The organism is Pseudomonas sp. PDNC002 (assembly GCF_016919445.1).
GTDB lineage: Bacteria > Pseudomonadota > Gammaproteobacteria > Pseudomonadales > Pseudomonadaceae > Pseudomonas.
Genome location: NZ_CP070356.1, coordinates 2,945,745 through 2,970,014, shown reverse-complemented (window position 1 = coordinate 2,970,014; position 24,270 = coordinate 2,945,745). Strand labels below are relative to the sequence as shown.

Annotated in this window: 20 protein-coding genes; 6 read left to right on the top strand and 14 right to left on the bottom strand. The window is 63.3% G+C overall.

Annotated elements, in window-relative coordinates:
- Positions 1–6 precede the first annotated feature (6 nt).
- The 8 genes from argR to JVX91_RS13650 all read right to left on the bottom strand — a co-directional run bounded on the left by argR (position 7) and on the right by JVX91_RS13650 (position 9,066).
- Positions 7–990: a transcriptional regulator ArgR gene (gene argR / locus JVX91_RS13685; RefSeq protein WP_205339716.1), complete on the bottom strand. Its 984-nt coding sequence runs from the start codon at positions 988–990 to the stop codon at positions 7–9.
- 37 nt (positions 991–1,027) lie between these two features.
- On the bottom strand, positions 1,028–1,792 hold the full coding sequence (gene aotP / locus JVX91_RS13680) for an arginine/ornithine transport ATP-binding protein AotP (RefSeq protein WP_205339715.1): 765 nt from the start codon (positions 1,790–1,792) through the stop codon (positions 1,028–1,030).
- A 17-nt stretch (positions 1,793–1,809) separates the two neighbouring features.
- Positions 1,810–2,922, bottom strand: a complete 1,113-nt coding sequence (locus JVX91_RS13675) for a succinylglutamate desuccinylase/aspartoacylase family protein (protein WP_205339714.1) — start codon at positions 2,920–2,922, stop codon at positions 1,810–1,812.
- A gap of 10 nt (positions 2,923–2,932) precedes the next feature.
- The gene (locus JVX91_RS13670; protein ID WP_037017106.1) at positions 2,933–3,631 is read right to left on the bottom strand and encodes an ABC transporter permease; all 699 of its coding nucleotides are present in this window, start codon (positions 3,629–3,631) and stop codon (positions 2,933–2,935) included.
- 16 nt (positions 3,632–3,647) lie between these two features.
- On the bottom strand, positions 3,648–4,337 hold the full coding sequence (locus tag JVX91_RS13665; protein WP_205339713.1) for an ABC transporter permease: 690 nt from the start codon (positions 4,335–4,337) through the stop codon (positions 3,648–3,650).
- Positions 4,338–4,477: 140 nt separating this feature from the next.
- A complete protein-coding gene (locus JVX91_RS13660) occupies positions 4,478–5,257 on the bottom strand; it encodes an ABC transporter substrate-binding protein (protein WP_054907237.1) in 780 nt (259 codons plus the stop codon).
- Positions 5,258–6,013: 756 nt separating this feature from the next.
- Positions 6,014–7,969, bottom strand: a complete 1,956-nt coding sequence (acs, locus tag JVX91_RS13655) for an acetate--CoA ligase (protein WP_045210102.1) — start codon at positions 7,967–7,969, stop codon at positions 6,014–6,016.
- Between the two features lie 149 nt (positions 7,970–8,118).
- Positions 8,119–9,066, bottom strand: coding sequence for a LysR family transcriptional regulator (locus JVX91_RS13650; protein ID WP_205339712.1), 948 nt, complete (start codon positions 9,064–9,066; stop codon positions 8,119–8,121).
- Between the two features lie 346 nt (positions 9,067–9,412).
- Here JVX91_RS13650 and JVX91_RS13645 point away from each other — a divergent pair, with 346 nt between their 5' ends.
- Complete coding sequence (locus JVX91_RS13645) at positions 9,413–11,560, top strand: FUSC family protein (RefSeq protein ID WP_205339711.1); 2,148 nt, start codon at positions 9,413–9,415, stop codon at positions 11,558–11,560.
- Positions 11,561–11,959: 399 nt separating this feature from the next.
- A complete protein-coding gene (locus tag JVX91_RS13640; protein ID WP_205339710.1) occupies positions 11,960–12,223 on the top strand; it encodes a DUF2790 domain-containing protein in 264 nt (87 codons plus the stop codon).
- 58 nt (positions 12,224–12,281) lie between these two features.
- Here JVX91_RS13640 and JVX91_RS13635 read toward each other — a convergent pair whose 3' ends face one another.
- Positions 12,282–13,577 carry a phospholipase gene (locus JVX91_RS13635; protein WP_205339709.1) on the bottom strand — a complete coding sequence of 432 codons (1,296 nt, stop codon included), beginning with the start codon at positions 13,575–13,577 and terminating at the stop codon, positions 12,282–12,284.
- A gap of 219 nt (positions 13,578–13,796) precedes the next feature.
- Here JVX91_RS13635 and JVX91_RS13630 point away from each other — a divergent pair, with 219 nt between their 5' ends.
- Positions 13,797–15,461: an MFS transporter gene (locus tag JVX91_RS13630; protein ID WP_205339708.1), complete on the top strand. Its 1,665-nt coding sequence runs from the start codon at positions 13,797–13,799 to the stop codon at positions 15,459–15,461.
- A 60-nt stretch (positions 15,462–15,521) separates the two neighbouring features.
- Here the strand turns inward: JVX91_RS13630 and JVX91_RS13625 are convergent, their stop codons facing one another.
- A complete protein-coding gene (locus JVX91_RS13625) occupies positions 15,522–16,859 on the bottom strand; it encodes a DEAD/DEAH box helicase (RefSeq protein WP_205340007.1) in 1,338 nt (445 codons plus the stop codon).
- Between the two features lie 207 nt (positions 16,860–17,066).
- Here JVX91_RS13625 and JVX91_RS13620 point away from each other — a divergent pair, with 207 nt between their 5' ends.
- The 3 genes from JVX91_RS13620 (at position 17,067) to JVX91_RS13610 (ending at position 18,968) form a co-directional block, all read left to right on the top strand.
- Positions 17,067–17,612 carry a dihydrofolate reductase family protein gene (locus tag JVX91_RS13620; protein ID WP_205339707.1) on the top strand — a complete coding sequence of 182 codons (546 nt, stop codon included), beginning with the start codon at positions 17,067–17,069 and terminating at the stop codon, positions 17,610–17,612.
- Positions 17,609–18,016, top strand: coding sequence for an NUDIX domain-containing protein (locus JVX91_RS13615; RefSeq protein ID WP_205339706.1), 408 nt, complete (start codon positions 17,609–17,611; stop codon positions 18,014–18,016). Before JVX91_RS13620 ends, JVX91_RS13615 begins: the two co-directional genes overlap by 4 nt.
- A gap of 343 nt (positions 18,017–18,359) precedes the next feature.
- Complete coding sequence (locus JVX91_RS13610) at positions 18,360–18,968, top strand: C40 family peptidase (RefSeq protein WP_205339705.1); 609 nt, start codon at positions 18,360–18,362, stop codon at positions 18,966–18,968.
- A 39-nt stretch (positions 18,969–19,007) separates the two neighbouring features.
- Here the strand turns inward: JVX91_RS13610 and rarD are convergent, their stop codons facing one another.
- The 4 genes from rarD to JVX91_RS13590 form a co-directional block, all read right to left on the bottom strand.
- Positions 19,008–19,919, bottom strand: a complete 912-nt coding sequence (gene rarD / locus JVX91_RS13605; RefSeq protein ID WP_205339704.1) for an EamA family transporter RarD — start codon at positions 19,917–19,919, stop codon at positions 19,008–19,010.
- Entirely contained in the window at positions 19,916–20,785 is an 870-nt protein-coding gene (locus JVX91_RS13600) for a carboxylate/amino acid/amine transporter (protein ID WP_205339703.1), read from the bottom strand. Before JVX91_RS13600 ends, rarD begins: the two co-directional genes overlap by 4 nt.
- Positions 20,786–20,925: 140 nt before the next feature.
- Entirely contained in the window at positions 20,926–22,608 is a 1,683-nt protein-coding gene (rpsA, locus tag JVX91_RS13595; RefSeq protein WP_045210085.1) for a 30S ribosomal protein S1, read from the bottom strand.
- A 207-nt stretch (positions 22,609–22,815) separates the two neighbouring features.
- Positions 22,816–24,018 (bottom strand): hypothetical protein, encoded by a 1,203-nt coding sequence (locus JVX91_RS13590; RefSeq protein WP_205339702.1) that lies wholly within the window; start codon positions 24,016–24,018, stop codon positions 22,816–22,818.
- Positions 24,019–24,270 lie beyond the last annotated feature (252 nt).

The window sequence follows — 24,270 nt, the reverse complement described above, 5'->3', positions numbered from 1 at the left end:
CGGGCCTCAACCCCGCTCGGTGGCGACCGGAGCGGCTTCGGCGGCACCCTGGCCGCGACGCTGGTTGCGGTCTTCGCGTGGAGTCACGCCGAAGAAGTTGCGGTACGCGCTGGAGAAGTGCGGGCCGCTGGAGAAACCGCAGGACAGGCCGATCTGGATGATCGACTTGCTGGTCTGCATGAGCATCTGCCGCGCGCGGTTCAGGCGCAGTTCCAGGTAGTACTGGCTCGGCACGCGGGTCAGGTACTGCTTGAAGATGCGCTCCAGCTGGCGGCGCGAGACACACACGTGCTGGGCGATCTCGTCGGTGGTCAGCGGCTCCTCGATGTTCGCCTCCATCAGCAGCACCGCCTGGGTGAGCTTCGGGTGGCTGGAGCCGAGGCGGTTCTTCAGCGGGATGCGCTGGCGTTCGGAGCCTTCGCGGATGCGCTCCACCACCAGCTCTTCGGATACCGCGCCAGCCAGTTCCGCGCCATGGTCGCGGGACAGCACGGCCAGCAGAAGGTCGAGCACCGCCATGCCGCCGCAGGCGCTGAGGCGATCACGATCCCACTCGAACAGGTGGTTGGTGGCGATGACCTTGGGATAACGCTCGGTGAAATCGTCGTGCCAACGCCAGTGCACAGCGGCGCGGTAGCCGTCGAGCAGGCCCAACTGCGCCAGCGGATAGATACCGGCGGACAGCGCACCAATGCTCACGCCGCTGCGCGACAGCTGCTTGAGCACGGCGGCCAGCGGCGCAGAGACCGTCTGTGGAATCTCGTCGGCGACCAGGAAGATGCGCTGGCATTGCTCCAGCACGCCATTCCAGGCCTGCCCCGGCAGGCGCCAGCCATCGGCTTCGGCCACCGTCTCGGCACTCATGAACACGGGCTCGTAGAGCGCCTCGGGGTGCAGTCGGCGGGCGACCCGCAGGGCCTCCTCGGCCAGCGCAAGGGTCAGCGCCCGCGTGTGCGGCCAGAGCAGGAATCCGATGCGTTGTGCGGTCATGCGGCAGGTTCACCCAACGGTGCGAATGACAGACAGCTTACTTCAAGCTGCCGGAAAGGAACTGCTTGAGGCGTTCCGATTGCGGGTTGGCGAGGACTTCCCTCGGGCAGCCCGTCTCTTCCACCAGTCCCTTGTGCAGGAACACCAGCTGGTTGGAGACCTCGCGAGCGAAGCCCATCTCGTGGGTCACCACCACCATGGTGCGGCCTTCCTGGGCCAGGTCCTGCATGACCTTCAGCACTTCGCCGACCAGTTCGGGGTCGAGCGCCGAGGTCGGTTCGTCGAACAGCATCACTTCCGGCTCGACCGCCAGCGCACGGGCAATCGCCACGCGCTGTTGCTCGCCACCGGACATGTGCGCGGGATAGGCGTCCTTGCGGTGCGCCACGCCAACTTTCGCCAGGTAGTGCTCGGCCTTTTCCAGCGCCTCTTTCTTCGACACGCCCAGTACATGGACCGGCGCTTCGATGACGTTTTCCAGGGCGCTCATGTGCGACCACAGGTTGAAGTGCTGGAACACCATCGACAGGCGCGAGCGCATGCGCTGCAGCTGCTTGGCGTCGGCGGCCTTGAGCGCACCGTCCTTGTTCGGCACGAGCTTGAGCTCTTCGCCATTGAGCAGGATCTTGCCGGCGTGGGGCTGCTCCAGCAGGTTGATGCAGCGCAGGAAGGTGCTCTTGCCCGAGCCGGAGGAGCCGATGATGCTGATCACGTCGCCTGCCTTGGCCGCCATGGAGACGCCCTTGAGCACCTCGTGGGTGCCGTAGCGCTTGTGCAGGTCCTGGATTTCAAGTTTGTACATGGTGTCGGTTCTCGAATTCAGTCGTTGATCAGCCGGCCCTTGCGGAACGGCTCACGCCCGGCCACCTTGGCCAGCCAAAGCCCTGGCTGGGCGTAGCGCCCACGCTCGATGGCGAACAGCACGCCGGAGGTCCCGGCGCGTACGGTGCTGACCTTGTCGTTCAGCGGGTCGACCACCTCGAACAGCGCGTCGCCCTTCTCCACCCACTCCCCCGCCTTGCGCAGGAAGCTCACGACACCGACGTGGGGCGCGTAGAGGTATTCGGTGCCTTCGAACGGCATGCCTTCGCAGCATTCAGCCGGGGCTGCCGGCCAGTCGCCGGCGATCAGGCCCTGCTCGGCCAGGAAGCCGAGGATGGCTTCGCAGTTGTCCTGCGCCTGGTCGACGCGGGTATCGCCCACGCCACCCAGCTCGACCGTGGTCGCCAGGCACGCCAGCGGAATCGCCGCCTGCGGGAAGGCCTGCGACAGGCGCAGCCAGGGCAGCGAGCAGGATTCATCGAAGGAACTGCCGCCGGAATCTTCGGCGAGCAGCGCCACGCCAGCCTTCAGGCGTGCGGCCAGGGACTTCCAGCGCGGCCAGTGCTGCGGGATCGCATAGACATGGATGGCGGCGTCGAAATCGCAGTGCAGGTCGAGTACGACCTCGGCATCACAGGCATGGCGCAGCAGTATGCGCTGCATGCCCTGCAGCTCGGACGAAGCCGGCGGCAGCGCGTCGAGGCCATCACGCATGGCCTGACGGATCAGCTCGACGTTGGCGGCTTCGTCAGCGCCCAGCTTTTCACCGACACGCTCGGCAACCAGAGCGCTCAGCTCGACGAAATCGCGGTTGAAGTTCTTCCCGCTGCCGAACTCGAAACGGCCCAGGTGGCTGGCCTGCAGGGTCTGGCCCAGGCCGATGGGGTTGGCCACCGGCACCAGTTCGACGACGCAGTTCAGTTGCCCGCGCGACTCGAGGTCGGCCAGGCGCTGTTTGAGTTCCCAGGCGGTGCGCATGCCCGGCAGCTCGTCGGCGTGCAGGCTGGACTGGATATAGACCTTGCGCGGGCCCTTGCCGTAGCGGAACACGCTCAGGCGGCGCTCGCTACCCAGGCTGCTCCACGGCAGCAGATGATCGATACGTTCCACGGTCTTTTCCTCAGTGCTTGCGCGGCGCGAGATAGGCCAGCCAGCGGCGCTCGGCCAGCTTGAACAGGCGCACCAGGGTGAAGGTCATGATCAGGTAGAAGATGCCGGCGGTGATGAACGCCTCGAACGGCAGGTAGTACTGCGAGTACACGGTGCGCGCGGCGCCGGTGATGTCCACCAGGGTGACGATGGACGCCAGGCTGGTGGTCTGCAGCATCATGATCACTTCGTTGCTGTACTGCGGCAGCGCGCGGCGCAGGGCCGAGGGCAGCAGGATGCGGCGATACATCTTCAGGCGCGACATGCCCATGGCCTTGGCGGCTTCGATCTCACCATGGGGTGTGGCGCGAATGCTGCCGGCGAGGATCTCGGCGGTATAGGCGCTGGTGTTGATGGCGAACGCGGCGCAGGCGCAGAAGGTGGCGTTGGACAGCCACGGCCAGAGGAAGCTTTCGCGCACCACGGCGAATTGCGCCAGGCCGTAATAGATGAGGAACAGCTGCACCAGCATCGGGGTGCCGCGGATCACGTAGGTGTAGAGCCAGGCGGGCAGGTTCACCGCCGGGTTCTTCGAACAGCGCATCAGCGCCAGCGGCACCGCCGCGAGCAGGCCGAAGAACAGCGAGATGGCCAGCAGCTTGAGGGTTACCAGCAGGCCGCTGAAGTAGAGCGGCAGGCTGTCCCAGATGACGGAGAAGTCGAATATCACGATGGCGTCCTCTGACTCAAAGCTCGGCGACTTTCACGCCGACCGAATAACGGCGTTCGAGCATGCGCAGCAGCACCAGGGAAACGCTGGTGACCACCAGATACAGCGCCGCCACGGCGAGGAAATAGGTGAAGGGTTCGCGGGTGGCGTCCGAGGCCTGCTTGGCCTTGAACATCATGTCCTGCAGGCCGACCACGGAGATCAGCGCGGTGGCCTTGACCAGCACCAGCCAGTTGTTGGTGAAGCCCGGAATGGCCAGGCGGATCATCTGCGGCACCTGGATGCGGAAGAACACCTGAAGCCCGCTCATGCCATAGGCGAAGCCGGCCTCGCCCTGCCCTTTCGGGATGGCCATGAAGGCGCCACGGAAGGTTTCGGACAGGTAGGCACCGAAGATGAAGCCCAGGGTGCCGACGCCGGAGGCGAAGGGGTTGAGATCGATGTAGTCGTCATAGCCGACCATCGGCGCGACCCAGTTCACCGCAGCCTGGCCGCCGTAGAAGATCAGCAGGATCAGCACCAGGTCCGGCACGCCGCGGATCACGGTGGAATAGAGGTCGCCGCACCAGGCCAGCCACTTCACCGGCGACAGGCGGATGGCCGCACCGAGCAGGCCCAACGCGATTGCCAGGGCCATCGACAGCAGGGATAGCTGAAGCGTCAGCCAGGCACCATCGACGATGGTGGCTCCGTAGCCATTGAACATAGTTTCGCACCTCTAGACCGGAAGCCGCCCGCAACCGCACGGACGCTGCAGGGCGCCCGCCACCTGACGGATCGCCCCCAATAAAAAAGTGGCACAAACTTCAGGACCGGGCCTGGGTTTGCGCCACTTCTGGACGTGGATCAGTTCTCGCCGTAGACGTCGAACTTGAAGTACTTGTCCTGTACTTCCTTGTACTTGCCGTTGGCACGGATGCCGGCGATGGCCGCGTTGAATTTCTCGGCCAGGGCGGTATCGCCCTTGCGCACGGCGATGCCGGCGCCACCACCGAAGTACTTCGGATCGTTGTATTCCGGACCTACGAAGGCGTAGCCCTTGCCGGCGTCGGTTTTCAGGAAGCCGTCGTCGAGGTTGACCGAGTCGGCCATGGTCGCGTCGATGCGGCCGGAGACCAGGTCCATGTTGGCTTCGTTCTGGGAGTTGTAGCGCACGACTTCGATGCCGGCCGGCGCCAGGACGTCGGTGGCATAACGGTCATGGGTCGAAGCGCGCAGCACACCGACCTTCTTGCCCTTCAGGTCGACCAGCGGGTCGTTCAGGGTCACGCCTTCCTTCATCACGAAGCGCGCGGGGGTGTGGTAGTACTTGTTGGTGAAGTCGACGGACTTCTTGCGCTCGTCGGTGATGGTCATGGACGAGAGGATGGCGTCGATCTTGCGGACCTTCAGCGCCGGGATCAGGCCGTCGAATTCCTGCTCGACCCAAGTGCACTTGACCTTCATTTCTTCGCACAGGGCGTTGCCGATATCCACGTCGAAGCCGGCGAGCTTGCCGTCGGGAGTCTTGAAGGAGAAAGGCGGGTAACCGGCTTCGATGCCGATGCGGACCGGCTTGTCGTCAGCGTGGGCAACCAGGGAAAGCGCGGACAGGGCCAGCGCACCGAGAAGTGCAAACTTCTTCATCAGTAACTCCTTCGAGGGTAGGACTTCGATTGGCAGGAGAAAGGGGTTGGCCCAGGCTGCCCGTGCAGAAGTGAAGGTTATTGTTCGTCTGCGCATTGCCGGCGCGATTCTTGTGAAAAGCGCGCCTACCGGGGTGAGCGGCATTCTAGCGACAGCCCCGGAGCGGTTATTTCTTCAATGCGACAAGTAATTATAGAAGCGCCGGAGACAGAGCCCCGGCGGCTTGACGGCGCGGATTTTACGTGATCTGAAAGCGAGTAGTAAAACCCAATTTACCTGCAGAAATTGGGCCACAAATATGAAATCGCAGGTCCTGCGCGGGGTGCGCGATATTGACTCATTCCGCACAGACAGAAAAGTCGCACCGAAGCTGTGCGAATTGTTTCCTGGCGCCTCATTTTGTCGCAGGGAAATGTTACCGATGGGCAGGAAGCACACTGTAGGAGCAACTGTCTTCTTCAGGTAAGTCCGTGCCTGGGCCGTCCCTCACCCCAGCCCTCTCCCAGAGGGAGAGGGAGCCGATTGTGTCGGCTGATGCCGAGGTTTCCTCCTGCACCAAACGGTCCCCTCTCCCGCTTGCTGGAGAGGGTTAGGGTGAGGGGCTGTTGATCATTGTAGGAGCGGACTCCGTGCGCGATTGCCCCGCCGCCGCGCCATACTTGAATAAGCTCACGAGTCAGGAACAGGCGCCCCTTCTACAAAAGCACAAAAAGAAAAACGCCCCGGCAAGCGGGGCGTTTTTCATCGGCTGGCAGATCAGGCCGCGCGCATGGCCTGGTGCGTGTCGATCAGGTGCTGCACCACACCCGGATCGGCCAGGGTGGAGATGTCACCCAAGGTGTCGTACTCGGCCGTGGCGATCTTGCGCAGGATGCGGCGCATGATCTTGCCCGAGCGGGTCTTCGGCAGGCCGGGCGCCCACTGGATCACGTCCGGAGTGGCGATCGGGCCGATTTCCTTGCGGACCCAGGCACGCAGCTCCTGGCGCAGCTGCTCGTTGGTTTCCTCCCCGGCATTCAGGGTGACGTAGACATAGATGCCCTGCCCCTTGATGTCGTGCGGCACGCCAACCACCGCGGCCTCGGCGACTTTCGGGTGGGCCACCAGAGCGCTCTCGATCTCGGCGGTGCCCATGCGGTGGCCGGAGACGTTCAGCACGTCATCGACGCGGCCGGTGATCCAGTAGTAGCCGTCCTCGTCGCGACGGGCGCCGTCGCCGGTGAAGTACATGCCCTTGAAGGTCTTGAAGTAGGTGTCCACGTAGCGGTCGTGGTCGCCGTACAGGGTGCGCGCCTGGCCCGGCCAGGAGTCCAGGATCACCAGGTTGCCCTCGGTGGCCCCTTCCAGGATGTTGCCCAGGTTATCCACCAAAGCCGGCACCACGCCGAAGAACGGCTTGGCGGCGGAGCCCGGCTTCAGGCCGTGGGCGCCCGGCAGCGGGGTCATCAGGCAGGCGCCGGTTTCGGTCTGCCACCAGGTGTCGACGATCGGGCAGCGCGACTGGCCGACGGTCTCGTAGTACCACTGCCAGGCTTCCGGGTTGATCGGCTCGCCCACCGAACCCAGCAGGCGCAGGCTGGAACCGTCAGCGCCTTCGACCGCGGCCTTGCCCTCGGCCATCATGGCGCGGATGGCGGTCGGTGCGGTGTAGAGGATGTTGACCTTGTGCTTGTCGACGATCTTCGCAACGCGGGAGATGTCCGGGTAGTTCGGCACGCCCTCGAACAGCACGGTGGTCGCGCCATTGGCCAGCGGGCCGTAGACGACATAGGTGTGGCCGGTGACCCAGCCGATGTCGGCGGTGCACCAGAAGACTTCGCCCGGACGGTAGTCGAACACGCGCTCGTGGGTCAGCGAGGCGTAGACCAGGTAGCCGCCGGTGGTGTGCAGCACGCCCTTGGGTTTGCCGGTGGAGCCGGAGGTGTAGAGGATGAACAGCGGGTCCTCGGCGCCCATTTCCTTCGGCGCGCAGGTGGAGCCGGCGACCTTCATCAGGTCCTCGAACCACACGTCGCGGTGCTGGTTCCACTTGATGTTCGAACCGGTGCGCTTGCAGACGATGATCTTCTGCACGCTGTTGGTTTCCGGGTTGGTCAGCGCGTCGTCGACGTTGGCCTTCAGCGGGGTTTTCTTGCCGCCACGCAGGCCTTCGTCCGCAGTGATCACAACTTTGGAGCGGCAGTCGATGATGCGGCCAGCCAGGGCTTCGGGGGAGAAGCCGCCGAACACCACGGAGTGGATCGCGCCGATACGGGCGCAGGCCAGCATGGCGACCACGGCTTCGGGAATCATCGGCATGTAGATGGTCACCACGTCGCCACGGTGCACGTCCTGGCCGCGCAGGGCGTTGGCGAACTTGCAGACCTGCTCGTGCAGTTCGCGGTAGGTGATTTCCTTGTGTTCGGAAGGATCGTCGCCTTCCCAGATGATGGCGAGCTGGTCGCCGCGCTCGGCCAGGTGACGGTCGAGGCAGTTGTAGGAGAGGTTCAAGGTGCCGTCGGCAAACCACTTGATGTCGACGTGGTGGTCGTCGAAGGAGGTCTGCTTGACCTTGGTGAACGGCTTGATCCAGTCGATGCGCTGGGCCTGTTCGCGCCAGAAGCCGTCGGGGTTGACCACCGACTGCTGGTACAGCTTCTTGTAGGTGGCCTCGTCGGTCAGAGTGGTCGCGGCCACTTCGGGACGCACGGGGTACACGGATGCCGCTGTCATGGCGTTTTACCTCGGTGAAGAGTGTTGTTTTTGTTGCCGTCAGTTGTAACGGCGACACCCTTCCCCGGGCCATTCGACCATGGTCTTACCACTAGGGCCCCATGCTGATGGGCCCCATAAGCGCGGCTTCTGGCGCTCGCAGGCGGACCTCAGACCAAAGCAGTACGACCGTGCTGGACCATCATCCGCTCGTGCTCTTCCAGCATGCCGGGCACGCAGTCGCGCAGAAACTCCACCCAGGTGCGAATCTTCGCATCGAGATACTGGCGCGACGGATACAGCGCATAGACGTTGAGGTGGAACAGGCTGTAGTCCGGCAGCACGCGCACCAGGCTGCCGTCCTTGAGGCCCTGCACGGCGGAGTACACCGGCAGCGCGCCGATGCCCATACCGGCGCGCACCGCCTCGGTCATGGCGTCGGCGGTATTGACCTGGAAATGGCTGTGGTTGATGCCGACCATTTCCTGGCCATCCGGGCCGTCGAACAGCCACTTGTCCAGGGACATCACCGAGTTCACCAGGCGCAGGCAGCGGTGGTCAGTCAGCTCGGCGAGCTGCTTCGGCATGCCGTGGCGCGCCACATACTCGGGCGAGGCGCAGAGCACGCTGTAGGACTTGCCGATGCGCTTGGAGACAAAGCCTGAATCCGGCAGCTCCTGGGCGATGACCACGGAAATGTCGTAGCCCTCGTCGAGGATATCGGTGATGCGATTGGCCAGGGTCAGGTCGAACGTGACCTCGGGGTAGATCTCGCAGTACTGCGCGATGGCCCGGATCAGGTAGTGCTGGCCAATGCCGGTCATGGCATGCACCTTCACCTTGCCGTGGGGTCGGGCATGGGCGTCGCCGGCTTCGGCCTCGGCCTCCTCGATGTAGCCAAGGATCTGCTGGCAGCGCTGCAGGTAGCGCTGCCCGGCTTCGGTGAGGGCGATACGGCGGGTGGTACGGTGCAGCAGGCGGGTACGCAGGTGCGCTTCGAGTTTGGCCACCGTCCGCGAGACGTACGCGGTGGTGAGGTCCATGCGCTGGGCGGCGGCGGTGAAGCTGCCAGTCTCGGCGACACAGACGAAAGCACGCATGTTGTGCAGCAGGTCCATCATTTCTCCTGAGAGCCTGTCCACGCCACGGCGGGCGCCTCTGCAACGGCGCTCGAACGAGCAACGCCTTGTTACAGATTCATGACAGGCGGCGAATTGTCGCATACCTGTCGCGACGGGATTATTGTCCTTTCAGGCAACAATAATTCATCCAACCGTCAGCTTATCCTGCCCCCCGGCGCACTTCTAGAATCGCCATCCCCAACGCGGCCCGCCGCGACACCCCAGGATTCGCACCCGTGCTCCGCCCTTCGTGCAACGTGCTTCCACCCCTTCGCTCCGCCTTCGAACTACAGGGTTCTAAAAACCCAACCCAGCCCGATCACCGCCTGCCGAGATAAGCCCGATGAGCAGTCTGTCCGTGCGCCTGCCCAAGGCCGCCGCGGTGCGCTTCGCCCTGTCCGACTGGGCGCATACCGACGGCGTCACCTGGATGTTCATCCTCAAGACGCTGATCACCGCCTTCACGGCGTTGTGGCTGGCCTACCGGCTGGAGCTGCCGCAACCCAACACCGTGCTGGTGAGCGCCTTCATCGTCCTGCAACCACAGAGCGGCCAGGTGCTGGCGAAGAGCTTCTACCGCATCCTCGGCACCCTCGCCGGGCTCACGGTGATGGTCACCTTCATCGCCCTGTTCGCCCAGGAGCGCGTGCTGTTCCTGCTCTGCGTGGCGATCTGGGTCGGCCTGTGTACCGCCGGCGCAGCGCGCTATCGGGACTTCCGCGCCTACGCCTGCCTGCTCGCCGGCTACACCGCCGTGATGATCGGCATTCCCGCCACGCTGCACCCCGAAGGCGCCTTCATGCAGGCGCTGTGGCGGGTGATCGAGATCACCCTGGGCATCCTCTGCACCGGCGTGGTCAGCGCCGTCGTGCTGCCGCAGACCAGCACCGCCGCCCTGCGCAATGCGCTGAACACCCGCTTCGGCGACTTTGCCGGCCTCGCCAGCGCCGGCCTCAATGGCACGCTGGAGCGCGAGCGCTTCGAACAGGCCAGCGCACGTATCGCCGCCGAGGTGGTGGGCCTGGAGAGCCTGCGCAACGTCACCGCCTTCGAAGACCCGCACATGCGCTTGCGCAGCGGTCGCCTGGCGCGGCTGAACAGCGAGTTCATGCAATTGACCACACGCTTCCACGCGCTGCAGCGCCTGCTCGATCGGCTGCGCGAGCGCCAGGCCTGCAACGTACTCGAAGTCCTGATGCCGTGCCTGATCGATGTCAGCGAACTGCTCGCGAGCTGGCACGGCCGGCCACTCGCCGAAGCGGATGCCGAGCGCCTGAGCGTGCAACTGGAACTGTGCAAGCATCACTTGATGCCGCGTATCCGCGAAGCCCGCGCCAGCCTCGGCCACACCTGCCCGCGGGAAGCCGACCAGCTGGATTTCGAGACCGCCGCCGAGCTGCTGTTCCGCTTCGTCGACGACATGCACAACTATGCGCAGACCCACGCCTCGCTCGCCGCGCACAAGCACGAGCGCGAGCAGTGGAAAGAGCGCTTCACGCCCAAGGCCAACGCCCTTGCCGCCGCCGTCGCGGGCTTCCGCTGCGCGCTGCTGGTGATCGTCGGTGGCGTGTTCTGGATCGAAACCTCCTGGCTCAGCGGCGCCACCTTCGCACTGACCTCGGTGCTGATCGCCGCGCTCTCCTCCGCCTCACCCAATCCCAAGCGCCTGTCGCTGCAACTGACCCTCGGCACACTGCTGGGCGCGACGCTCGGCTTCATCCTCACCTTCCGCGTGCTGCCGCACATCGACGGCTTCCCGCTGCTGTGCTTCGTGCTCGCGCCGGTGTTCGCCCTCGGCGCCTTCCTGATCACCCGGCCGAAGTGGAGCGGCTACGGCGTCGGCCTGCTGGTGTGGTTCTGCATCGCCTCGTTGCCGGCGAACCTGGCGCGCTACGACGCCTACACCTTCATCAACGAATACCTGGCGATGCTGCTGTCCATGGGCATGGCGGTGGTCGCGGCGATCGTCATCCTGCCGCCCAACCGGCCGTGGTTGTGGGAGCGCCTGGAAGCCGAGCTGCGCCTGCGCGTGGTGCGGGTGATCAGCGATCCGCTGAAGGGCCTGTCGTCCAATTTCGAGAGTGGCACCCGCGATTTGCTCAACCAGGCGTATGGGTTATCCACAGGCCGCCCGGATGTACAGCGCCGGCTGCTGCGCTGGACCTTCCAGGTGCAGGAGATCGGCCTGTCGATCATCGAGCTGCGCCGTGAGCAGGAGGCCCTGCCGAAGGAGCCCTGGTACGCCGAGCGCATGCCCTGGCGCCGTGCGATCCGCGCCCTGGGCCGTGCGCTGATCCGACTGTTCATCCAACCCAGCGAAAGCAACCGCCAGCGGGCGCTGGCGGCGGTGGAGCACGCTATCCATGCGACGCGCACTACCGATGATCGTCGCCCACCGCACTTCGATTCCTCACCCCTGCGGCGGGTGTGCAGCTACCTGCACTTCATCCGCACCTCGTTGCTCGATCCGCAGTCGCCGCTGCTCGATTGAGCTGGTCGCGAACCGCACGGCGCAGAACTTCAGATCGTTTCGTAGGAGCGGACTCCGTCCGCGATGGTCTCCGGCGCGCCGCAAATCTATCGCGGACGAAGTCCGCTCCTACGCCATCCGCAACCGCATCGCAAATCGATCGAACCTGCGACCACCCGCCGCAAGACCACCCCTGCAACCCGCGTCAATCCTGGATTGTTGCCTCTGAGTACGAAGTCTTGTTGGCGCCTGGATATATGACTCAGGTCAGGCAAATCCTATTATTTCCGTGCTGTTACAGCGCGCGCCGCAACACCACCCAAGACCCGTAATTCATTTCCCCAACGCTTCCCGATGCAGCTCCGGCTGAGCGTCACGGACGAGTGTCGTCCGGACACCGGGAACAAGGCAGGTAAATTCATGAAAGCTGTAGTCATCCTGGCCATGCTGGGCTTCTCTTCGCTCGCCCTGGCCGAGCAGGTGAACGCCGCCGACCAGGCGCCAAGCGCGGCCGTGGAGCAGTACACCTACGACATGAAACTGGACGTCGCCCACGTGATCTCGACCACCGACGTGTCCAGCGAGTGCGGCATCGTGCCGGCGCGCATGACCTACGAAGATTCCCAGGGTCAGCGTCACACCGTCGAATATCAGGTGTGGGGCAACGGCTGCTCCGGCGGCTAAGCGACTTGTGCGATTACGCCGGGGCCCACGCAGCCCCGGCGTAATTGCCAGCCCTCTTTTACGGCTGCAGGGCCGCCTTCGCGATGTTGCGACTGTGCGCGCCGAAGTGCCGGATCAATTGCAGAATCTGCTCATCCAACGCCTCATCGTGCCGGAACGGCTCCGGTGAGTTCCCCGCGCTGAAATCCCCCGCCGGCGCCTTCTCGTTTTCCAGCCAATGGCCGATCGCCGCATCGAACGCCGCCGCATGGGCATGGGACTCGCTCGCCACCACCTCGCGCAGATACTCCGTCGAGTACGGTGGATAAGTGCCGTCGGTACTGACATCCGCATAGGCCGTCAGCAACGGCGACTGCCCGCCCAGGCGCAGCGTCTCGCGCAGCCAGTCCACCTGATAACGCTCCACGCCCGTATGTCGGTCCGCCACGCGCTGGATCGCCGCCTGCTTGTCGGCGTCGAAACCGGCCATGGACTTGCCCGCCGTCCACAGCATGCTGGTGGTGGTCTCGCCCGGCAGCGGCGTCGAGTGATAGGGCTGGGTCATGTCCTGGATGTAGTGCATCGCCCAGCCGAGGAAGCGATAGCCCCAGTACGGATGGCCGTTCTCGAAGGCGAAGCGCGCCAGGCCGAAGAACTGGTACGCGCGCCATTCCGGCCAGTTGCGCTCCAGGTACGGCGCGCCGGTGAAGATGATCGCGTCCTCATGGTAGAAGCCCATGTGGAACGGCGCCTGGGAGCTGAACTCGTAGCGCGGATCACCGAACGGCTGCGGGCCGAAGCCATAGCGCTGGCCGGCCTCGCCGGGATTGTCACTGAACAGGTTGATGTCGTGACCGAAGTCCGGCTCGTCGGCGGCGCTGGCCAGCACGTCGATAGCCGGAATCTTCTCGCCCGCCTGCAACTGCACGAAGCGCCACTGATTCCAGCCGGACAGGTTGCGGAACACCAGCACCTCTGCCGGTTGCAACGCGGCGTGATTGGGCAGCTCACCGCCGGGCGGCGGCTGCACCGCGGTAGCCAGCTTGATCTCCGGATTCAGACGCAGCGCCATGAGAAAGGCCTTGCGCAGGTCGTCGCGGCCATCTTCGGTCAGGCGCAGGTCGTCCGGGCGCGACGGGTACTCGCGGAAGTGCTCGCGGGCATAGGCTTCCTGCTCGTCCAGCAGCTTTACCAGGCCCGCGCGCTGCTGGCTGATGAAGCTCTCGAGCGGCTCCACCTCGACTTCCGGCGCCTGGGCGACGGCGGGTAATTGCTGCAGGGCGATGTAGCTGCCCAAGGTGTGATTGGACCAGGCCCAGAGGCTCTGCGGCAACGCCAGCAGGCCGGCCAGCAGGCAAGTGGAAATTCGCTTCATCGGCTCTTCGCTCTTGTTGGCAAATCGGACAGAAAAGGTCGTCGCAGACTAGCAATCCACGGCCACTCAGGCACTGTCGAAGCTTGCCAGCGCAAGTCACCGATAACGCCACGGCTGACCATCATCAATGGCGCGAACCGCCTCAGCCACTACACTTGCCCGGCATGGAAAGGCGCCGCTGCGACGCGCGTACCGACCACTCGAAATAAGGGCGTCCCCATGCTGCAGTCCGTTTCACCCAAGCAAGACCTTCCCCTCAAGCCCGATCCAGCCGAATCCCGCAGCGGCGTCCTCGCCCCCTTCAGCATCGCCGCGTTCCGCATCATCTGGATCTGCAACCTGTTCGCCAACCTGGGCACCTGGGCGCAATCGGTCGCCGCCGCCTGGGTGGTCACCGAAGCCCATGCCAGCCCGCTGATGGTGGCGATGATCCAGGTCGCCTCGGCGTTGCCGCTGGTGCTGCTGTCGATCATGTCCGGCGTACTGGCCGACAACCACGACCGCCGCAAGATCATGCTGGTGGGGCTGACCGTCGAACTCTCCGGCGCCGCGCTGGTGACGGTACTGGCCTTCATGGGTTATCTCGACCCGCTGATGCTGATCGTGTCGATCCTCTGGCTGTCGCTGGGCAGCTCGATCACCATCCCCGCCTGGCAGGCGGCGGTGAACGAGCAAGTGCCGCCGCGCATGCTCGGCGATGCGGTGCTGCTCAACAGCGTCAACTACAACGTCGCCCGTGCCGTCGGCCCGGCCATCGGCGGCCTGCTGCTGTCGGCCACCGGCGCATCCTGGGTGTTCCTGTTCAACTGCATCTGCTACGCCGCGCTGATCTGGGCGATCTGGCAATGGCGCCGTGACGTGCCCAAGCGGACCCTGCCACCGGAGCATATCTTCGAAGGCGTGATCGCCGCGCTGCGCTTCACCCAGTACTCCAGCGTCACTCGCCTGGTGATGCTGCGTTCGGCGGTGTTCGGCCTCTCGGCCAGCGCCATCTGGGCACTGCTGCCGCTACTGGCGCACCGCAACCCGGACGGCAGCGCCTCGGTCTACGGCTACATGCTGGGGGCTCTCGGGCTCGGCGCCATCGTCGCCAGCACCGTGGTGAGCAAGGCGCGGCAGTGGCTGGGCAGCAGCCGGCTGATCAGCTTCGCCGCCGCCACCCTCGCCGTCGTCATGCTCATCCTGGGCTGGGTCGACAACCTCTGGGTGATCTTCCCCGCGCTGGTGCTGGGCGGTGCCTGCTGGATCGCCGCAGTGGCGACCTACAACTCCGCCGTACAGATCCTCGTGCCGGACTGGGTGAAGGCTCGGGCCCTGGCGCTGTACCAGACAGCCATCTATGGTGGCCTCGCGGCGGGCTCCTTCCTCTGGGGGCACTTCGCCGAGACCATGGGTGTGCAAGGTGCGCTGATCGCCGCCGGCTGCCTGCTGCTGATCTCCGTGGCGCTGCTCTACAACTCGCGCCTGCCGGAGCTGAACTCCGCCAGCATCGCTCGTGCGCCGGGCGGCGTGCCGGGGCAACCGACCTTCGTGTTCAACCCAGAGCGCGGCTCGGTACTGGTCTCCATCGAGTACCGGATTCCCGCCGAGCGCACCCGCGACTTCGTCCGCGCCGCCAAGCCGCTACGCCGTCTGCGCCTGCGCAATGGGGCGGAGCGCTGGGCGCTGTACCGCGACGTCAGTAATCCCGAGGTCTGGCAGGAGCTGTTCCTGGTGGACAACTGGATCGGCCACCTGCGCATGCTCGACCGCCTGACCCTGGAGGACAAGACCATCATCGACAACGTGACAAGCCTCCACGATGGCGATGCACCGCCGGTGATCCGTCACGGCGTGAGCTACGAGTCGGGTAGCTACGAGGCGCCGCCGGAGACGCTGGGCTGATCCACGCAGAAACAAAAACGCCTCCCGATCAGGGGAGGCGTTTCAGGTGACACGGAAGACTTATTCCGCCGCCGGCTTCTTGCGCTTGAGCGGCGCAAGGCCGTCCTGGCTCACGACCTTCGACGGGCCGGCCTTGGGCTTGGCGGAGGGCTTCTTCTTCGCAGGCGCCTTGCTGCCGGTCTTCTTCGTATCGTCCTTTTTCTTCTTGCTGCCGGCGGCCTTGCCGGACGCCTTGACCTTCTTCGGCCCCTTATAGGTGCCCTTCAGTTCCTTGATGGTGCGCAGCTCGAAACGCAGCTTGAGGTAGCGCTCGATGCTCGACATCAGGTTCCAGTCGCCATGGCCGACCAGCGAGATCGCGGTGCCGCCGGCGCCCGCGCGGCCGGTGCGGCCGATGCGGTGCACGTACTCGTCGCCGCGACGCGGAATATCGAAGTTGATCACCAGGTCCAGGCTGTCGACGTCCAGACCACGGGCAGCGACGTCGGTGGCGACGAGGATCTTCACCGCGCCCTGCTTCAGTCGTTCGATGGCCAGCTTGCGGTCCTTCTGGTCCTTCTCGCCATGCAGCACGAAGACCTTGTGCCCGGCGGCGATCAGACGGCCGGTCAGGCGATCGGCGGCGACACGGGTGTTGGTGAAGACGATGGCCTTCTCATAGGTTTCGTTGGCCAGCAGCCACTGCAGCAGTGCTTCCTTGTGGCCGACGTGGTCGGTCAGGATCACCTGCTGGCTGACATCTTCGTTCAGCTCGCTGACGCGGTTGAGCTGGAGAGTTTCCGGCTCGCGCAGGACCTTCTCGACCATCTCGTGCAGGCCACTGCCGCTGGTGGCGGAGAACAGCAGGGTCTGGCGCTCGGCCGGGCACTGCGCGGCAAGCTTGAGCACGTCCTCGGAGAAGCCCATGTCGAGCATGCGGTCGGCTTCGTCGAGGATCAGCACTTCGACATCGCCCAGCGGCAGGTTGCCGGCGTTGAACTGCTCGTTCAGGCGGCCCGGGGTGCCAATGATGATTTCCGGGTTCTTGCGCAGGCGCGCGCCCTGCACCTTGAAGTCTTCGCCACCGGTGATCAGGCAGGCCTTGATGAAGGTGAACTGGGCGAAGCGCTCCACTTCCTTGAGGGTCTGCTGGGCCAGCTCGCGGGTCGGCAGCAGGATCAGCGCGCGGGCGCCGCTCTTGGGCTTCTCTTCGCTCAGCAGGCGATGCAACAGCGGCAGCAGGAAGGCCGCGGTCTTGCCGCTGCCGGTCTGCGCCGTCACCCGTAGGTCGCGTCCCTCCAGGGCCTTCGGAATGGCCGCAGCCTGGACCGGAGTCGGCTCGGTGAAGGACAACGAATCGAGCGCCTTGAGCAGGCGTTCGTGCAGGGCGAATTGGGAGAACAAGGCAGACCTCGATATCACGTAAAGACCAAATAGCTGCATAGCGTACCGTTTGCAGCGCCGGCGCGCTGGAAATATTGCCGGACAAAGCGCCCGGCTGGTCCCGACACCCCGGGATGTCGAACGCCAACCGAGCCGGCAGCGTCAAGAATCGGACAAACGCACCGGCAGCGCGTCAACTCCGATGCCATGCTCTGACTGGGCCTGACAAAAAGGGGAATTCGGGTGCCAGCAACTCTCATCTATTACGTAGCTGCCAGCCTCGATGGGTACATCGCCCGGCCCGATGGCAGCGTGGACTGGCTCGACGGCTACGACCCAGGCGGAGACGATCACGGTTACGCCGCCTTCTACGCTGGCATCGACGGCCTGCTCATGGGACGCGCCACCTACCTGTTCTGCCTGGGCCTGGGCGAATGGCCCTACCCGGACAAGCCCGCGCTGGTCATGACCCGCTCCAACCACCTGCCCCGGGCCGCGCCGCAAGTCGAGCTGGAGCATTACGCACCAGTGGACGCCCTCGCCTCCCTGGAGGCCCGAGGCTGCCAGCGCATATGGCTGGTGGGCGGCGGTAGCCTCGCCGGCAATTTCCTCGCCGGAGGCTTGCTCGACGAAGTGATCGTCAGCATCATTCCGCACCTGCTCGGGGCTGGCATTCCGCTGTTCAGCATCGGGCTGGAGCAACGCCTGCAGCTGCTCGAGCAGCGCAGCTTCCCCAGCGGCATCGTGCAGATGCGCTACCAGGTATTGAAGGAAACGCCCACGCCATGACCACCTCCACGATCAGTATCGCCGCCGCGTGCCTGCTGGATGACGGCGGACGCCTGCTGCTGGTGCGCAAGCGTGGCACGCGGGCCTTCATGCTGCCCGGCGGCAAGCATGAGCCCGGTGAAACGGCGATCCAGGCGCTGCTGCGCGAGCTGGGCGAAGAACTCGACCTGCACCTTTCCCCTAACGCATTGATCCCGCTCGGCCACTTCCAGGCCGACGCCGCCAACGAGCCAGGGATGCGCGTGGATGCGCACGTCTTCATCGCCTCCCTGCCCCACTCCGTCCAGCCCGCCGCCGAGCTGGAAGAGCTCGCCTGGCTGAACCCCGATGGCGAAACTCCGCAGAATCTCGCGCCGCTGCTGCGCGAACAGGTCATTCCGGCGCTTCTCGCCCATTTAGGCTGATTATTTCCGCTTAATTACCTGCATTTCGTCGGGTTTTTCCTTAAGAGAGTGCGCGCGCCTGGCTTTTGGCCAGCAAGCCGTCAGCTTTCCGCCACCCGGCCGAAAGCCCCATTCCATAGGGCTTCCGGCTATAAGGTCAGGCCGTGACTGATGCGTCCGGACACATGTCACGCACCGTTCGACGAGTCACATGCACGACAGCGGAATCGACCAACGGTACGAACTGTCATGAAAACTCGTTCAGAATGCGTGGAATTTTTGAGCGGACCAAAGGAAACCACGCCGAGAACAACGGCGATCCAGCGGAGTCTGGGCGACATCAACCAGCAAGAAGACATGCCGAATGCGAAGTACCCTTTTGACATGCCTTTCCATAGGCTTGGCGACCCTCTTGGCCGCCACCGAGGCAACCGCCTCCTCCAAGATCACGCGCACCTATCAACCCGCGCCGATTGACCTTCGGGTCCCGGTTCAGGGGAGCGCCCTGCTGACCTTCAACGCCAAGCCGGTCAAACCGACCAAGAGCGAGGCGCACCAGGTCACCCAACGCGCCTACAGCATGATCGGCACGCCCTATCGCTGGGGCGGCACCTCGCCCAAGCGCGGCTTCGACTGCAGCGGCCTGGTCAACTACGTATTCCAGAACGTCGATGAAGTGGATCTGCCGCGTACTGCGCGGGAGATGTACAGCATGCGCGGCAACTCGAACGTGGCACGCGGCGACCTTCAACCCGGCGATCTCGTTTTCTTCCGCATCCACAACCGCCGCAATGTCGACCACGTCGGCATCTATGTCGGTGACAACCAGTTCGTCCATGCGCCGCGCCGCGGCCAGAAGGTCCGCGTCTCCGACCTCAGTGGCGACTATTGGAAGAAGCACTACACCGCAGCCCGCCGCATCCTGCCGGAAACCCTGGCGAAGGCCGACGTCGGCAGCCGCCGCTTCGACTGATGCATCACGCTCTCCCCTTGCGGGAGAGCGTTTTTCTTCCTAGCGCTTCACCTCGAACGCATCGCGACGCGCCTGCCGGCGCAGCAGTCGCGCGCTATCCCAACCGGTCAGCAGCACAGCAATCCAGATCGGCCCGTAGGTCCAGATCTGCGCCGGGTTGAACGCCTCGCCCAGGAACAGCACGGCGATAGCGAACAGCAACACCGGCTCGACATAGCTCAGAATCCCGAACAGCCCCATGGGCAGCAGCCGGCTGGCCGCCATCATGGCGCCGAACGCCAGCGCACTGATCAACCCCAGCAGTGGCAGCAGCGCCCACAGGCGCGGTACCTCCTCCAGCACCTTGCCACTATCGGTCATCCACAGCGCCGCAAAGGCGAACGGCAGCAGCACGAGCATTTCGAAGACGAAGCCGGACAGCGCATCCACCGCCATCTTGCGCCGCAACATGAAGTACGGCGGGTAGCCCAGCGCAGTGATCAGCGTGAACCAGGAGAATGCGCGGGTGAGCCACAACTCGTGCAACACGCCGACGAGGGCGAAGGCCACGGCGATGGCCTGCAGCGTGGTCAGACGCTCGCCATAGAACACCCGGCCGCAGAGCACCATGGTCAGCGGCAGCAGGAAATAGCCCAGCGACAGCTCCAGTGTCCGGCCAACCATGGGCGCCCAGATGAACACCCCCCACTGGATCAGCATCATGGCCGCCGTCAGCGGGAAGCATGCCAGCAGCCACGGCTCACGCAGCAGGCGCCGGCCGGCATCACGCAACACACCACCCTGGCGAGTGAACAGCACCAGCAGCAGGACCATGGGAATCGACCAGACCACCCGGTGGGCGATCACCTGAATACTGGTCAGCGGCTCCAGCGAGTGGATATAACCCGGCAGGGTCACGAACAGGATCGAGGACGCCAGGGACAGCGCCACGCCACGACCGGAAATATTCAAGCGATGCGCTCCTTGCGACGACACAGACCAAAGCGGTTCACACCCAGGGATGCCACGATGATCGCGCCGCCCAACGCCAGGCGGGGCAGGTCCGCTGATTCATTCCAGATCAGCAGGTTGATCAGCAGGCCTACCGGCACATGCAGGTTGTTCATTACCGCCAGCGTCCCGGCATCCACCAAGGTGCCTCCCTTGTTCCACCAGAACTGGCCCAGTGCGGTGGCCAGCAGGCCCATCCACACCAGCACACCCCATTGCAGGTCAGTGGTTGGCAGCTTCTGCGGGTTGCCGAACAACAGCCAGCCCGGTAGCGCAATCAGCAGCGCGCCGACGAAGAAGTAGCCGAAGCGGCGGTATTGCGGGATGTCGGACGGGAAACGCTGCACCAGGTGCTTATAGAACACCTGCCCTGCGGCGAAGGTCGCGTTGGCCACCTGCAGCAGCAGGAAGCCCTGGATGTAGTCGCCGCTGACGCCGTCGTAACGGATGATCCCGGCACCCAGCACCGCTACGGCGGCCGCCAACAGCGCCCAGGCATTGAAGCGGCGGATCAGCGCATCGTCGATCAGCGCCACGTGCAATGGCGTCAGCACAGTGAACAGCAGCACTTCCGGCACCGTCAGCACGCGGAAACTCTGGTAGAGGCAGACGTAGGTAATGCCGAACTGCAGCGCCCCTACCAGCATGACCCCAGCGATGAAGCGAGGGTTGACGCCACGCCAGCGGGTCAGCGGCAGGAACACCAGGCCGGCCAGCACCACGCGGGTCAGCACGGCGAAATAACTGTCGACCTGCCCGGCGAGGTATTCGCCGATCAGGCTGAAGGAGAACGCCCAGAGGACGGTGACGAAAAGCAGGTATGGCATGGACAAGGCGACCGGAACGGGGCAAGCAACATAGCGCCTGTCTCAACTCGGAGAAAAGCACTGCGCGCCCGCCGCCAGCGAAAGGCAGAAACGAAAAAGGGCGACCGAAGTCGCCCTTTTTCTGGATGGTGAATCAGGGATTAGCCCTGGTTCTCCATCTGAGCACGGATCAGATCACCGATGGTGGTCGGACCAGTCGCTTCTACGTCTTGCTTGTGACGCAGTTCTTTCATCGCATCTTTCTCGTCATCAACGTCTTTCGACTTGATGGAGAGGGAGATGACGCGGCTCTTACGGTCGATGCTGATGATCTTGGCTTCGACTTCTTCGCCTTCTTTCAGAACGTTGCGAGCGTCTTCAACGCGGTCACGGCTGATTTCGGAGGCTTTCAGGACGCCTTCGATTTCGCCGCCCAGGCTGATGACAGCGCCTTTGGCGTCCACTTCTTTCACGGTACCGCGAACGATAGTGCCTTTCTCGTTGAGCGACGCGTAGTTGGAGAACGGATCGTCTTCCAGCTGCTTGATGCCCAGGGAGATGCGCTCACGCTCCGGATCAACGGAGAGGATGACGGTTTCCAGCTCGTCGCCCTTCTTGAAGCGGCGAACGGCTTCTTCGCCAACTTCGTTCCAGGAGATGTCGGACAGGTGAACCAGACCGTCGATGCCGCCTTCCAGGCCGATGAAGATACCGAAATCGGTGATCGACTTGATGGTGCCGGAGATCTTGTCGCCCTTGTTGAAGCGGCCAGAGAAGTCTTCCCACGGGTTGGACTTGCACTGTTTGATGCCCAGGGAGATACGACGACGCTCTTCGTCGATGTCCAGAACCTGAACTTCCACTTCGTCGCCAACCTGAACGACTTTCGACGGATGGATGTTCTTGTTGGTCCAGTCCATTTCGGAGACGTGTACCAGGCCTTCCACGCCCTCTTCCAGCTCGGCGAAGCAGCCGTAGTCGGTGAGGTTGGTAACGCGCGCGGTAACGCGGGTGCCTTCCGGGTAACGGGCTTTGATGGCAACCCATGGGTCTTCGCCCAGTTGCTTCAGGCCCAGGGATACGCGGTTGCGCTCGCGGTCGAACTTCAGAACCTTGACATCGATCTCGTCGCCAACGTTGACGATTTCCGACGGATGCTTGATACGCTTCCAGGCCATGTCGGTGATGTGCAGCAGACCATCGACGCCGCCCAGGTCAACGAACGCACCGTAGTCGGTGAGGTTCTTGACGATACCTTTGACTTGCTGACCTTCCTGCAGGGATTCCAGCAGAGCTTCGCGCTCGGCGCTGTTCTCGGCTTCCAGCACGCTGCGGCGGGAAACGACAACGTTGTTGCGCTTCTGGTCCAGCTTGATGACCTTGAACTCGAGCTCTTTGCCTTCCAGATGAGTAGTGTCGCGAACCGGACGTACGTCGACCAGCGAACCCGGCAGGAACGCGCGGATGCCGTTGACGTCGACGGTGAAACCACCCTTGACCTTGCCGTTGATGACGCCTTTGACCACTTCGTCGGCAGAGAAAGCAGCTTCCAGAACAATCCAGCTCTCGGCACGCTTGGCTTTTTCGCGGGACAGCTTGGTTTCACCGAAGCCGTCTTCTACCGCGTCCAGCGCAACGTGGACTTCGTCACCCACATTGATGGTCAGCTCGCCCTGTTCGTTGTAGAACTGCTCGACCGGGATGACGCCCTCGGACTTGAGGCCAGCATGGACGGTGACCCAGTCACCATCGATGTCAACCACGATGCCGGTGATGATTGCACCCGGCTGCATGTCGAGGGATTTCAGACTTTCTTCAAAGAGTTCTGCGAAGCTTTCGCTCATGTCTATACCTGTAGTCAAAGGCTTGTAAGCCCGATTCCGCGTCACCAGCGAACACGGTCAAGTGATGAAAAAGAAGCCAGCAGGATCAAGACTGGTATCCCGCCGGCCCCCTGTTGCACCCGCCGAAACGGGCACTCCACATTCAGATTTTAGGGGAATCGATTCGCTCCGGAGGGGCGAAACGGTCCCGATATAAGGTCTGGAATGTTAGCAACGATGCCCTTTCTGGTCAATGGCCGCCATCAACACAGCTCGAAGCTTGCGCAGTGGAGCCGTAAGGCGCCACGACCGGCTGGAAAGCATTGCCTCATTCACACGACAAAGGTTATCGACTTCCGCCGCTTTCACAAAAAGCTCATGCGCAAGCCGGTCAGCCTCGAATTGCGCGGCCGCCAATTCCAAGCCACGACCTTCCACTAACGCCTCTAGCTCGGCCTTCGCAAGTGAAAACTGCCTACAGTCAAGGAGCCAGCTCGTAAGCAGCAGCAACCTATCTCCCTCTAAGCGTCCCAAGTCTGCTGTGAGTGAATTGACTTGCGACTCCAGCTGACCGGTCCAACTGGACAGTTCTCGCTCTCTCTCGTCCCACCGCTCGCGCTCGGAGCATCGTTCCTGCCACGACCGCCAAAGGTTAACGTCCTGCTCTCCGCAATGACGCAGCAATGTCCAGAGCGAACGGTAATCCTCTTCGACTTGGGCGAGCTTCAGCTGAAACTTCTTGTCGGATTGGCAGCTGTCATTCGAGATATCGCACAAAACATCATAAAGGCGACAAAGTGCTGGGAATGAGTCTGGATGAGCACGCAGATCGTTCGAATCAAAGGAGCTATGTCGTAACTCTCTATCAAAAACGCGTTCAACGAAACTATCTATCCTATCAACGTCAAAGGTCAGATGAATTTTTTCCGCAACCCTTGATAGTACCGCCGCCGGATCATCGAGAAACACATCATAGTCTACAACGACAACTTCTCGATCCTTGGCATACGATAAAGCCCGATACATATGCTCATACCAGAGAAGCATCCCCTTGCGCATGGAAAAGCCATCCCTAGCATTCAAAGAGGCTGCAACACTCAATGGATTCCGCAGAGGTACAAGATAGCTAACGTGATCAGCGGCGCTCTCCAGAAGCGGACCCCATACTGCCATGAGTCGCGCCATACGAGGATCCTTGACACCATAAACGGGATGAGATCGCAAACGACAAGATATTAGCTCTACTATTTGAGCCTCAATCTCACCATACTGTGGTGCAAGCACGAGCTCCCGCTCATCGAAGCCGAGACTTGATGAAAATCCGCCCAACACGTTATACAAAGCATCATTGATATTTATAACATCCTGATCCTCCCAAAACCCTTTGGGATTATCCACGCGCGGCTTAATTAGTTGATCACCAAACTCCACACCAAGCGACTCCATCGCAGCCGCTAGCAGACTAGAGCCAGACCTGTGCATACCGAGCACAACTAGGATCCTGCTCACTTTCAGTCCCCTGCTTGAAAAAGTCTTGTCCCTAACAGAGCCTTGCCAAATGCCCAAGCGACAAATAAAGCCTTCAATAAATTCTGCGGCATGCTTGCCGCCAATAGCATCCTTCCCAATCGCGTATGCTCCATCTTACGACGAGCTCTAGCATACCCCCACTGGCCATGGAGT